General features: G+C 65.1%; 12 protein-coding genes. 6 read left to right on the top strand and 6 right to left on the bottom strand.

The window, feature by feature from the left end; translation table 11 throughout:
* Nucleotides 1-9 precede the first annotated feature (9 nt).
* Nucleotides 10-612 carry a peptidylprolyl isomerase gene (locus L858_RS0117505; RefSeq protein WP_022684393.1) on the top strand — a complete coding sequence of 201 codons (603 nt, stop codon included), beginning with the start codon at nt 10-12 and terminating at the stop codon, nt 610-612.
* Nucleotides 613-692: 80 nt separating this feature from the next.
* On the opposite strand, the gene L858_RS0117500 is transcribed toward L858_RS0117505, so the two are convergent.
* From L858_RS0117500 to secB, 4 genes are all read right to left on the bottom strand, one after another.
* The gene (locus tag L858_RS0117500) at nt 693-1,343 is read right to left on the bottom strand and encodes a DUF4136 domain-containing protein (protein WP_022684392.1); all 651 of its coding nucleotides are present in this window, start codon (nt 1,341-1,343) and stop codon (nt 693-695) included.
* A 194-nt stretch (nt 1,344-1,537) separates the two neighbouring features.
* Nucleotides 1,538-2,542, bottom strand: coding sequence for a tryptophan--tRNA ligase (trpS, locus tag L858_RS0117495; protein ID WP_022684391.1), 1,005 nt, complete (start codon nt 2,540-2,542; stop codon nt 1,538-1,540).
* Nucleotides 2,543-2,559: 17 nt separating this feature from the next.
* Nucleotides 2,560-4,140, bottom strand: coding sequence for a murein biosynthesis integral membrane protein MurJ (gene murJ, locus L858_RS0117490; RefSeq protein ID WP_022684390.1), 1,581 nt, complete (start codon nt 4,138-4,140; stop codon nt 2,560-2,562).
* Between the two features lie 135 nt (nt 4,141-4,275).
* On the bottom strand, nt 4,276-4,773 hold the full coding sequence (gene secB, locus L858_RS0117485; RefSeq protein ID WP_022684389.1) for a protein-export chaperone SecB: 498 nt from the start codon (nt 4,771-4,773) through the stop codon (nt 4,276-4,278).
* Between the two features lie 186 nt (nt 4,774-4,959).
* Here secB and L858_RS0117480 point away from each other — a divergent pair, with 186 nt between their 5' ends.
* The 4 genes from L858_RS0117480 to L858_RS0117465 all read left to right on the top strand — a co-directional run bounded on the left by L858_RS0117480 (nt 4,960) and on the right by L858_RS0117465 (nt 9,185).
* The gene (locus L858_RS0117480) at nt 4,960-5,616 is read left to right on the top strand and encodes a Tim44/TimA family putative adaptor protein (protein ID WP_022684388.1); all 657 of its coding nucleotides are present in this window, start codon (nt 4,960-4,962) and stop codon (nt 5,614-5,616) included.
* Nucleotides 5,613-6,866 (top strand): murein transglycosylase A, encoded by a 1,254-nt coding sequence (gene mltA, locus L858_RS0117475; RefSeq protein ID WP_022684387.1) that lies wholly within the window; start codon nt 5,613-5,615, stop codon nt 6,864-6,866. The genes L858_RS0117480 and mltA overlap by 4 nt, the downstream gene beginning before the upstream one ends.
* A 4-nt stretch (nt 6,867-6,870) precedes the next feature.
* Entirely contained in the window at nt 6,871-7,392 is a 522-nt protein-coding gene (locus L858_RS0117470; protein ID WP_028056259.1) for a Smr/MutS family protein, read from the top strand.
* 95 nt (nt 7,393-7,487) lie between these two features.
* Nucleotides 7,488-9,185, top strand: a complete 1,698-nt coding sequence (locus L858_RS0117465; RefSeq protein WP_022684385.1) for a putative bifunctional diguanylate cyclase/phosphodiesterase — start codon at nt 7,488-7,490, stop codon at nt 9,183-9,185.
* Here the strand turns inward: L858_RS0117465 and dapE are convergent.
* On the bottom strand, nt 9,149-10,291 hold the full coding sequence (gene dapE / locus L858_RS0117460) for a succinyl-diaminopimelate desuccinylase (protein ID WP_022684384.1): 1,143 nt from the start codon (nt 10,289-10,291) through the stop codon (nt 9,149-9,151). The two genes, L858_RS0117465 and dapE, sit on opposite strands and share 37 nt — an antisense overlap.
* 114 nt (nt 10,292-10,405) lie before the next feature.
* Between dapE and L858_RS0117455 the strand changes: the two genes are divergently transcribed.
* Complete coding sequence (locus L858_RS0117455) at nt 10,406-11,413, top strand: S66 peptidase family protein (RefSeq protein ID WP_037504930.1); 1,008 nt, start codon at nt 10,406-10,408, stop codon at nt 11,411-11,413.
* Between the two features lie 14 nt (nt 11,414-11,427).
* On the opposite strand, the gene L858_RS0117450 is transcribed toward L858_RS0117455, so the two are convergent.
* Nucleotides 11,428-12,468: an MBL fold metallo-hydrolase gene (locus L858_RS0117450; RefSeq protein WP_022684382.1), complete on the bottom strand. Its 1,041-nt coding sequence runs from the start codon at nt 12,466-12,468 to the stop codon at nt 11,428-11,430.
* Nucleotides 12,469-12,474 lie beyond the last annotated feature (6 nt).

Genomic DNA, 12,474 nt, shown 5'->3' with positions numbered 1-12,474 from the left:
TTCGGGCCCATGATCCGATCCATCCTGCTCCTGTTCGCTGCCCTGTTCGCTTTCCCTGTGCTGGCCCAGCCGCCCGCTGCTCCCTCTGCGAGCGACGTCCAGGTCGCGCTCGATACCAGCGCCGGGCGGATCGTCATCGCCGTTCATACCGACAGGGCGCCGATCACCGCCGCCAATTTCCTGCGCTATGTCGATCAGAAGCGGCTGGACGGCATCGCTTTCTATCGCGGGGTCGGCACGGCGGATTATGGTTTCGTGCAGGGGGGCGTGCAGAATGACCCGAAGCGGATATTGCCGCCGATCGCGCACGAGGCGACGACCGCCACCGGCCTTACCCATGACGATGGCGCGCTATCCATGGCGCGATACGCACCGGGCAGCGCCACAGGAGACTTCTTCATCGTGCTGGGTAAGATGCCAGGCATGGATGCCCATCCGGAGGCGGCTGGCGACAATCAGGGATTTGCCGTCTTCGCGCACGTTACCGAGGGTCTGGACGTCGTGAAAGCCATATTGGCGGCACCCAAATCACCCACCGCTGGCGAGGGCGTGATGAAGGGGCAGATGCTGGAGCAGCCTGTCAAGATCATCTCCGCCCGGCGCCTGCCCTGAGCCTTTGCAGGCATAACGCAAGGACAAAAGAAAACCCGGCGATCATCGACCGCCGGGCCGTTCGTTCGATGTTAACCTGCTCAGCCCTTCTTTTCGGGCGGCAGGGTGATCTTCACATTCTCGCCATTCTGGCCCGGGAAGCCGGTGAACATGGCGTCGATCAGGTTCGGCACAAGATAGGTCAGCCGGTTCGACAAAGACTGGGCCGATGCCTTGCCCTCGAACAGGCGCCGGTTGTCGCCCGCCCGGTCGATCTTCATGCTGAGATCGCTCGTGTAGACGGTATAGCTGGTGACGTCGGAATATCCGCTTGGACCGAACAACCAGGGATCATAAAATCCATAGCCCCACGGGCGTCCCCAACGTCCCCGCCAGCCCCAGCCGCCGTAAAAGAAGGGATCAGGCCCGGCGAACCCGGTGGACCGCACCTTCTCCCGGCCATTGTCGACGCCATAGGCGACCCGCACGATCAGGTCGGCACGCGCCGGATCGGCCGCCGGCCGATAGCCCGTCTGGCTGAGCCGCTGGCCCACCATGTCGGCATAATGCGAAAATTCCAGGCCTCCGCTAAGGCGCGGATCGTCGGCGACGACGACAAAGCTCTGCCCGGCGGGCGCCGGCAGCTGCTGGAAACGGGCGACATTGGCTTTGAAATTACTCGCACAGCCTGACAGCGCCACCAGCGCCAAAGCTGGCGCTGCGATCAAGCCGATCTTCTTGAAACCTGTCATTTTTCTACGTCCTGTATCAGGCTTTAAGCCTGCCGATATGTCTGCGCCCTGCGATAGCAAAACGCAACTGAACATCGTTTGAACGCGCGAAACGGGCGAACGGGCGCAAACCATGTCCTGCCACCTGCAAGACGACATGGTGGCATCCATCCCGTACGCCAAGAGGGGATCAGCGTCCGACCACCCGTCAAATGTCAGCGCATCAAGCCCATCGCGTCGTAAGCAGCGCGCAGCGTCGGCTCGGCGGCAGCCGCCGCCTTGGCCGCGCCCTTTTCCAGGATCGCGTCCAGGGCCGCGTCATCGGTGCGCAATTCCATGAAGCGCGAGCGTATCGGCCGTAGCGTCTCGACCAGCACCTCGCCGAGCGCGGGCTTGAAGGCGCCGAAGCCCTTGCCGGCGAACTCAGCACATATAGCGTCAGCCGTTGTGCCGGCGAGCGTCGCATAGATGCCGACCAGATTATTCGCTTCCGGCCGGCCGGCGAGCCCCGCGGCATTGTCGGGCAGCGGTTCGGGATCGGTCTTGGCTTTCTTCACCTTCTGCATGATCGCATCATCCTCATCGGTGAGGTTGATGCGGCTCATGTCCGAGGGGTCAGACTTCGACATCTTCGCCGTGCCGTCGCGCAGCGACATGATGCGCGCCGATTCCTTGGGGATGATGGGATCGGGCAGGGTGAAAAGCTCGACGCCGAAGTCAGTGTTGAACTTGGTCGCGATGTCGCGCGCCAGTTCCAGATGCTGCTTCTGGTCCTCGCCCACCGGCACGTGGGTCGCGTTATAGGCGAGGATGTCGGCGGCCTGCAGCACGGGATAGACGAACAGGCCGATAGAGGCGCCCTCGCGGTCCTTGCCCACCTTGTCCTTGAACTGGGTCATGCGATTGAGCCAGCCGATCCGCGCGGTGCCGTTCAGCAGCCAGCAGAGTTCCGCATGGGCCGGCACCCGCGCCTGGTTGAACAGCACGGACCGATCCGGATCGATGCCGGCTGCGACCAGCGCTGCGGCCATGTCCCGGACATTGCGGATGCGCTGCTCGCGCCCTTCATGCACGGTGATCGAGTGCATGTCGGCGAGGAAGAAGAAGCACTGGCTGCCGCTGTCCATCTCATCCTGCATCCGCACCCAGTTGCGGATCGCGCCCAGATAATTGCCCAGGTGCAGATTGCCGGTCGGCTGGATGCCGGAAAGGACGCGCATTTTTCTGTCCGCTTTCTTCAGGTTGCAGTGGAGCCCCGCCGACGCATCAACGCCTTGAGGTCGGACACGCGATAGGCGCCCGTGAGGAAACAGGCCACCCCGTAAAGCGCTACGCCCGCGCCGACAAGCGTGGCGAGCGCGATATAGCGGCCGATCATCGGTCCGCCGAGCCAGGGGTCGAGCAGGCTTTCGCCCGCGAGCAGCGCCGCGCCCATCGCTACCGCCGCCAGCGCGAGCCGCGGCAAGCGCCGCCGCAATTGCGCGTCCGCCGCGAAATGCCCGCGCTTCACCAGCGTCGAATAAAGCATCGCGACGTTGACCGTCGAGGAGAGCGCGGTGGCAAGCGGCGGGCCGACATGGCCCAGCAGCGGGATCAGCACGAAATTGCCTATGATGTTGATGGCGATCGACAGCATCGCATAGCGCACCGGTGTCTTGGTGTCGCCGCGCGCATAATAGCCCGGCGTCAACACCTTCACGAGGACATAGGAGGGAAGCCCGATCGAGAAGGCGGAGAGCGCCCACCCGCAGCGCTCGGCATCCTCGGGCGTGAAGCGGCCATACTGGAACAGGCCGCGGACGATCGGTTCGGCCACGGTCAGGAAAGCAACCGTGGCGGGCAAGGTCAGGAACAACGCGAGTTCGATGCCGCGATTTTGCGTGTCCATCGCCTGCTTGTCCTGCCCGGTCGACAGAAGGCGCGAGATGGTCGGCAGCAAGATGGTGCCAAGGCCGATGCCGATCAGGCCAAGAGGAAGCTGGTTCAGGCGGTCCGCGTAATAGATATAGGTGATCGATCCCGAGGCGAGCAGCCAGCCCGATAGCGCGGTGGAGACGAGCAGGTTGATCTGCGAAGCGCCTGCGCCCGCCGCTGCGGGAATGATGAGCCGCAGCAGTTCCTTAACGTCGGCGTCCAAGCGGGGGCGCTTGAGCTTCATCGACACGCCAGCCCTGCGGCAGGCCCATATCAGCCAAAGAAGCTGGAGGGTGCCGCCGACCGTCACAGAAATGGCCTGCACGCGAGCGGTTTCATATTCATTGGCTCCGTGGAAGAGCCACAGCCCAGCGATCATCGCGATATTGAGCAGGATCGGCGCGGCGGCATTCACCCAAAATTTGTCGAGCGAATTCAGGATGCCGCCGAGCAGGGAGGCGAGGCTTATCAGGGCCAGATAGGGGAGCGTGATGCGCGAGAGCATGACCGCGAAGGCGAACTGCTCGGGCGTCGGGTTTTGGCGGGAAAATCCGCCCGAAAGCGCCCAGGTGATCGGCCAGGCGGCCGCGATCAGCAGCGCGGTGAAGACCAGCAGCACCGGCAGCAGGACGGCAAGCGCGCGCTCGGCGAAATGATAGCCCTCGGCTATTCCGCCAGGTCCTGCCGCCTTGCGGTTGAACATCGGGATGAAAGCCGCGGAAAAGGCGCCCTCTGCGAAGAGCGCCCGGAACATGTTGGGAAGACGGAAGGCGACGCCATTGAAGGCGTCGGAAGCAAAGCCCGCGCCCACATAACGCGCCGCGAGCGAATCCCGCACCAACGCCAGCACGCGGCTGGCGAGCGTCAACCCGCCGACCGAGCCGAGCGCACGGACGAGTTTCATAACGCCGCACTCCGTTCGCCCTGAGTAGCCACTGAGCCCGGTCGCAGTGGCGTATCGAAGGATGGTTGCGAAGATGCTTCGATACGGGCCTTCGGCAAGCTCAGTCCCTACTCAGCACGAACGGTTGTGTGTTGCTCAGGCGTGACCGGCGGGCTCGCCTGCGGTCTGGGCAATTGCCTGAGCCTGCTGCACATAGAGGCTGCCGAAATCGATCGGGTCGAGCAGCAGCGGCGGGAAGCCGCCGTCGCGGATCGCGTCGGCCAGCACGCGCCGGGCGAAGGGGAAGAGGAGGCGCGGCGCTTCGGCCAGCATGAAGGGCTGCATCTGATCTTCGGGGACGTTGCGCATGCCGAAGATGGCGGCATAGACCAGTTCGACGGCAAAGGCGGTGCCCTGCGGCGCGGTCGCCTTGACATCGATCTTCAGCGACACTTCGACCACTTCCTCGCCCACCTTGTCGGCGCCGATGTTGAACTGCACGTCGATCTGCGGCTGGTCCTGCCACTGATAAACCGCCGGGGCGTTGGGATTTTCGAAGGACATATCCTTCACATATTGGCTAATCAGCGCGATCTGCGGGCCGGTATCGGCGCCATTGCCGTTGGTCTGGATGGTATCGGCTTCCTCGGCCATTTTATGTCCCTGGCTTTCCCTGTTGAACGACGTGCGCAGTGCCCGCCGATGATGCCCGCGCGCTTAGCAGGGGCAAGGGGGCAGGGCAATGGCAGCGGCGAAAAGGGGCCATTTGAATATGCGGGGAAACATGCCTATGTTGGCAGCGTTACAGTTTTTCAGATTCAGACCAAAGGGCCTGACCCCGTGTATGTGATCGTCATCCTCGCCATGATCGCCGGTTTTCTGGCGTTGCGGCTTTACTCTGTCCTTGGCAAGCGGACCGGGCATGAGCAGGAGCCCGCCCTTCGTCCGGCGGAGGATCGCGCCAAGGTGACGATCGTCCAGCCCCGGCCGATGGCGGAAATGGGCGCGGATTCGGTGCGCTTGGCCGACGGCCTGATCGCGCCGGGCGGTGAGTCTGGCGTGCGGTCGCTGATCGCGGCTGATCGCAGCTTCGACGTGCCGCAATTCGTGGACGGCGCGAAAGCCGCCTACAAGATGGTGCTGGAAGCGTTCTGGCGCGGCGACCGCCGGGAATTGGAATGGCTGTGCGACACCGATGTGCTGGCGTCCTTCGAGGAGGCGATCGCCGCCCGCGAGGCGGAGGGTCATGCGCTCGACAACCGGCTCGTGCGGATCGAGAAGGCGCAGATCGTCGACGCCAGCGTCAATGGCCGCATTGCGGAGGTTTCGCTGCGTTTCGAAGCCGATATCGCTGCGGTGACGCGCGACAAGGACGGCAATGTCATCGCCGGTTCGCTGACCGATGCCGTCAGCACCAACGACATCTGGACCTTCACGCGCGACCTGCGCAGCACTGACCCGAACTGGAAGCTCAGCGAAACCGACGAGGCTGCATGAGCCTGCGACAGTCGGGCGGCGCGCTGGCCGCAGCGCTGCTGCTGTCCGCTTGCGCTGGCGGGGTGATCCCGCCGGGCGCGGCGGGGCCGGCGCCTTCCCGGCCGCCGCGCGGCGGCGAAGCAGCGACGCAGCCCGTTCCAGCTACTCCCCGCCCGACCTTGCCAGTGGTGGTGGCGCCTCCGGCTGGCCCGGTCGATACGGCCAATGCCGTCACCGCAGGCGTCACGCGCGGGCCCGACATTGCCAGTCTCATCCCCTCGGGTGAGCGTTCGCGCAAGGCGTTGCAGGCCTTCCGAATTTCCTGCCCATCGCTGATGAAGCGGGCTGACCAGAGCGGGCTCACCAGCGGGTCCGACTGGAACAATGCCTGCGCGGCGGCTTCCAGCTGGCCCGAGGCCTCGGCGAGTGAATTCTTCTCCCGCTATTTCGAAGCGGTGCAGGTGGGCGAGGGCAAGGCTTTCGTCACCGGTTATTATGAGCCGGAAATCGCAGGATCGCGCACCCGTCAGGCCGGCTATGAGGTGCCGATCTATCGCCGCCCGCCTAACCTTATCGACGTCAATCTCGGCCTGTTTAGCGACAGCCTTAAGGGCAAGACTATCCGCGGCAAGGTGGATGGCACCAACTTTGTGCCTTATGACGACCGCTCCCAGATCGTATCGGGATCGCTCGCAGGGCGGGGTCTTGAACTTGCCTGGGCTGCTGATCCGGTGGAATTCTTCTTCCTTCAGGTGCAGGGCAGCGGCCGGCTGCTGTTGCCTGACGGCGGGGTAATGCGCATCGGCTATGACGGCCAGAACGGCCGTGACTATACCGGCATCGGCAAGCTGATGAAGGATCGCGGACTGATCCAGGCGGGCTCGATGCAGGACATCATGGCCTATCTGCGCGCCCATCCGACTGAGGGCGCGGCGATCATGAACGAGAATAAGAGCTTCGTCTTCTTCCGCGAACTGACTGGCGCAGGTCCGATCGGCGCGATGGGCGTGCCGGTCACCCCGGAAGCCACGGTTGCGGCCGACCCCAAATATGTGCCGCTGGGTGCGCCTGTCCTGCTGTCGCTTGATCGGGCCGAGCCCAATGGCATCTGGATCGCGCAGGATACCGGCGGCGCTATCAAGGGCGCCAACCGCTTCGACAGCTTCTGGGGCGCGGGCAGCAGCGCGCGGGCGATTGCGGGCGGCATGTCGGCAAGGGGCAGCGCGCTCGTGCTGTTGCCGATTGGATCGGCCGCTCGGCTCGGCCAATGATCCCATGGCGCGGCGGCATCTCTCTCCTGATGAACAGGCGCTCTGGACGGCGCTGACCCGGTCGGTTCGGCCCTTGCGGCCGCGTGTGGCGGAGCCAGTGCCGAGTATGGCGGTGCCTCTACGCGCGCCCGCGCAAAAGATGACGCTCCCTATCAGCACACCCTTGGCCGCAGCGCCTCCGCGGTCCCCCGCTGCGGTGTTGGATTCGGGCTGGGAACGCCGTATTCGGGCGGGCAGTTTGGCGCCCGACATTACGATAGACCTGCACGGCCACAGCCTCGCAGCGGCGCATAGTCGGCTCAACCAGACGCTTGCCGCCGCCGTGGCGCGCAATGTCCGCGTGCTGTTGATCGTCACGGGCAAGCCGCCGAAGACGGGCGGATCGGGGCGCGGCGCTATCAGGGGCGAGATCGGCCACTGGCTTGAAACCAGCAGCTATGCCGACCGGATCGCGAGCGTGCGGATAGCGCATCAGCGCCACGGCGGCGAAGGCGCGCTCTATGTCATATTGCGACGCAAAAAATAGCGGCCCGCGCAGCGCTCCACTGACCTTTTCTTAACCACTGCACTCCATATCCTCTTGATCCAGCTCACCGTCGAGCTGCGCGAGGCAGGAGACACATGCAGGGCGTGACATTGACCAGCCGCGCCACTGCCTTCGCCTGCGCCGCGGGGGCGCTGGTGTTCATCCTCTCGCTGGTGCTGGGCAACGACCAGGCCACCGATGTCGAAGGCGTCGGCCGCTCGCTCATTATCGCGATCCTGTGCGGCACCTTGAGCTGGGCGTCGGCCCGCCGCACGGTCGCCACCATCGCCAGCGCAGTAGACAAGGCCACAGAAAGGCTGGTGGCGGCCGCCCATGGCGACCTGCAATCCGCGGTGCCGGCAAATATCGGCCAGGAACTGCCCGATCTTTCCGTCGCGATGGAAAGCCTGCTGAGCCAGGTGCGCACCAATCTCGACAATGTGCAGGCGCTCGCCCTGTTTGACCCGGTGACCGGACTCGCCAACCGCGCCAGCTTCTGCCGCCAGGTCGAACGCATGCTGGCGGAACGCCGCGAGGAGGGCGTCGCCGCGCTGCTGTTCCTCGATCTCGACGGGTTCAAGGGCGTCAACGATACGCTCGGCCACGCGGCCGGGGACCAACTGCTCGCGCGTGTGGCCGGCCGATTGCGCGAAGTCGCGATGGCGCAGGCGAGCGCCGGCCTTGGCGATGCGCTGATCGGACGGCTGGCCGGTGATGAATTCACGCTGTTCGTGCCCGCCGTGCCCGATCATGAAGCGGCGCATCGCATCGCGCGCTGTATTCAGTTCGCGCTCGGAGAGCGTTTCGATCTTGGCAGCCAGCATGTCGATCTGGGCGCGTCGATCGGGATCGCCTGCTACCCGGACCATGGCGACACCCTGCCCGCGCTGCTTCGGTCGGCGGACATCGCCATGTATCGTGCCAAGCATCAGGGGCGCGGCCGGGCCGAGATGTTCACGACCGAACTGGCGCTGGAAGCGGCGGACCGGGCGGAACTCGAGCGCGACCTGCTGCTGGGCCTGCAACGCGACGAGTTTCTGATCGAGTTTCAGCCGCAGGTGGAAATCGGCAGCGGCCGTGCCGTGACGGCCGAGGCGCTGGTGCGCTGGGCGCATCCGGAGCGCGATCTGGTCATGCCCGGCGCCTTCGTGCCTGTTGCGGAGGAGAGCGGCGCAATCGTAGCGCTGGGAGATTGGGTGATGGGCCGCGTCTGCGAGACGGCGGCGCGTTGGTCAGCCGAAGGAATTGCGCAGCGGATCGCGATCAACATCTCCCCGCGCGAACTGGGGCAGGGCGATTTTTTCCTGCGCCTGCGCCATTCGATGAGCGCCCATCGCACGCCGCCGGCCATGCTGGAACTGGAGATCACCGAATCCCTGGCGATGGGTATGAAGCCCCGCGTTCTCGACCAGCTCCGGGCGCTGCGCCGCGACGGGGTGCGGATCGCGATCGACGATTTCGGCACGGGCTACTCCAACCTCTCCCGCCTGCGCGAACTGCCGGTGGACCGGGTCAAGATCGACCGCAGCCTTGTCCGCGACATCGCCATCTCGGCCGAGGCGCGGACGATCTGCAGCGCCGTAGTCGGCCTTATCCAGGGGCTGGGCATGGAAATCGTGGTCGAAGGCGTCGAAACCGAAGCGCAAATGGAGATGCTGCGCGTCATCGGCTGCACCCTCTTCCAGGGCTATCATCTGGCGCGACCGATGGGCGAAGAGGAATATCTCGCCCGCTTCGCCCTGCCGGCGTTGATCGCTCAGCCGGTGAGCGCGCCGATCGTCACCAGACGATAAATCTCTGTCAGGTGGCGCAGGTCCGCCAGCGCCACGGCCTCATCCAGCTTGTGCATGGTCGCGTTGTTAAGGCCGAATTCGACCACCGGACAAAGGCGCGAGAGGAAGCGAGCGTCCGACGTGCCTCCGGTAGTCGACAGCTCCGCCTCTACACCCGTGACCTGGCGGATGGCGCCCGCCACCAGCGTGGACAGCGCGCCCGGTTCAGTCAGGAAGGGCTCGCCGCTGATCTTGGCTTCGACCGTGCCGCCCTCCCCCGCTGCCAGGGCGGTGATGCGCTCCACCAAGGAAGCGCCGCTATGCTCATTGTTGAAACGGATCGAAATGCGCGCCTGAGCAGCGGCGGGGATGACGTTGGTGGTGGGGTTGCCAACCTCCAGATTGGTGATCTCGATATTGCTGGCCTGGAACCAGTCATTGCCTTCGTCCAGCACGATCGCGTCGACGGCGGCGAGGATGCGGACGAGGCGCGGGATCGGATTGTCGGCAAGATGCGGATAGGCGACATGGCCCTGCACGCCCGCCACGTTGATCCACATGTTAACCGAACCGCGCCGCCCGATCTTGATGACGTCGCCCAACCGCTGGGAAGAGGTCGGCTCACCCACCACGCAGAGATCGGGGCGCAGGCCATGCGCCGCCATCCGGTCCATGAGCGCGAGCGTTCCATAGATTGCCGCACCTTCCTCGTCGCCGGTGATGATCAGGCTGATCGTGCCGGGCAGATCATCGGGCAAGCCATGCAGCGCCGCGACATAGGCGGCAATCGCGCCCTTCATGTCCACAGCTCCCCGCCCGTAGAGCAGGTCGCCGCGCGTTTCGGGCGTGTAGGGATCGCTCGCCCAGCCATTGCCGGGCGGGACCACGTCCAAATGTCCGGCAAAGGCGAAGTGCGGGCCCACCCCGGTCGTTCGCCAGGCCAGCAGATTTTCGACCGGCCCGTCGGGCGCTTCCCCTGTCAGGAAACGATCCACAGTGAAGCCGAGCGGCTTGAGCATCCCTTCCAGCACCCTGAACACCTCTCCCGTCGCTGGCGTGACGGAGGGGCAGGCGATCAGTTTTTCGGCTATGCCGACCGGATCGGCATCGGTGCTGGTCATGCTCATGGGCTTGCGTTAGCGAAAGCAGGACAGCTTTGCCAGCAGGAGGAGGCGCTTGATGCCGAGGAGATTTCGTTGCCGGGTTGGAGGCGGCGTTTGACGGTCGATCGACGCGCCCTCATGGCGGCAATGGGCGCAGCGATGCTTGCCCCGAGGGCACTGGCGGCGCCGGCTGCAGGACCAGTGAAGCCAGCGCGGCTGCGGCCCGGTGACACGGTCGGACTGATTGAGCCGGCGGGCTTTACCGATGACTTGTTCGACCTTGATCTGGTCAAGGAGACGATAGCGGCCATGGGATTGAAGCCCAAGCTGGGGCAGCATCCGGTGCAGCGCTTCGGCTATTTCGCCGGCAAGGATGAGGAGCGGGCGGCCGATGTGAACGCCATGTTTGCGGATCCGGAAGTGCGGGCCGTCTTTGCCGTGCGTGGCGGGTGGGGCTGCGCGCGACTGCTGCCCCATCTTGATTTCCGAACGATCAGGGCCAATCCCAAGCTGCTGATCGGCTTTTCCGACATCACCGCCTTGCACCTCGCCTTCGCCGCGCGGGCGGGGTTCGTCACGATCCACGGTCCCAATGCCGGCGCGAGCTGGTCGCGCTTTTCTTGGGATGCGTTTCGGGCCGTCACTTTCGATGGAGCCACGCCCACATTCTCCAATCCGCAAGGGCAGGAGGATCGGTTGGTCCAGCGCAGCGGACGAGTGCGGACTTTCCGGGGCGGCAAGGCGAGCGGACGGCTGCTGGGCGGCAACCTGACCGTCCTTTCGACGCTGATGGGAACCCCATGGCTGCCGGATTTCGGCGGCGCCATCCTGTTCCTGGAGGATGTGGACGAGCCACCCTATCGTGTCGACCGAATGCTGACGCAACTAGCGCTCGCCGGCGTGCTGGGCAAGGTGGCCGGGGTCGTGTTCGGCCAGTGCACCGGCTGCGGCCCGGCCGGGCCGTCCTACGGCGGCTTCACCTTGTCGGAAGTGTTGCAGCAGCATCTGGCGCCGCTGGGCATTCCCGCCTTTCAGGGCGCAGCCTTCGGCCATGTGGCAAACCAGTTCAGCCTGCCGATCGGCGGTTTGGCGGAAATCGACGCCGACGCTGGCACGGTCCGGCTGCTGGAGCCTGCGGTGCGATAAGGCTTATCTTGGACTTAGCTGTCCGCCCGTTCCAGCGGATGGCCCTGTTCCCGCCAGGCGGCGATACCTCCGTCAAGCGCCGTCGCACGGGGGAAGCCGAGATCGTGCAGCGTCGCGGCGGCCAGCGTCGAAATCTTGCCCAGCTCGCAGACGGTCAGCACCTCCACGCTCGGATCCGGCAGCACCTCATTCAGGCGTAGTTCCAGCTGGCCGCGTGGCAGGTGCAGCGCGCCGGGCACATGGCCCTGCATGAACGCGTCCCTTTCGCGCACGTCAAGGATCACGAAGTCGTTGGCGCGGGTGTCGAGCCGGCGGAGAAGCTCCTCCATCGCCATGAAGGGCACCCGCGCGCTCGCCTCGGCCAGCAATTGGCGCACGGTCTTGCCGCCCGAGATGTTGGTGCGTAGCGCTTCGGTCAGGTGGGTCGGCGCCGACAGGTTGAGGCTGTTCATCATCGAAACGAAATCCTGCCGCTCGGCGTGAGCGAGCCGTGGGTTCGCGGCCTTCTCCTGTCCGATGGTCGATCCTTCGCGCTCCTTATAGTCATGCGCCGGATAGACCAGCGTGTCGTCAGGCAGGCTGAGCAGCTTATGGAACAGGCTGTCGTGCAGCTGTTCCGGATCGCCGCTGGGCAGGTCGGTGCGGCCGGTGCCGCCGATCAGCAGCGTGTCGCCCGTGAAGACGCGGTCCTCGACATGGATGCACATGGAATCGCGGGTGTGGCCCGGCGTGTGGAGGATGCGCATGCGCATGTCGCCAAGCGGCAGGGAATGGCCGTCCTCCACATGCAGGTCCACATGCGGCGCGGGCGAGAAGCGGTGCATGACGATGGGCGCGTGCAAGGCGTCCCTCAGCGCCCGCGCACCAGAGAAATGATCGGCATGGGTGTGCGTGTCGATGATGTAGCGGACACGCAGGCCTTGCCGGTTCACTTCGCCCAGATAGCGATCCACCAGGTCCAGCGCCGGGTCGATGATGGCTGCGGCGCAGCAGGCCTCATTGGCGATGATATAGGATTTGCATCCTTCGCCATCCTTGAAGACCGCGAAGAACATCGCCGC

Source organism: Sphingobium bisphenolivorans (assembly GCF_000412635.1).
In the GTDB taxonomy this organism is placed as follows: Bacteria; Pseudomonadota; Alphaproteobacteria; order Sphingomonadales; family Sphingomonadaceae; genus Sphingobium; species Sphingobium bisphenolivorans.
Note: the sequence above shows the minus strand (reverse complement) of the source record. Positions and strands in the feature narration are given on the sequence as shown.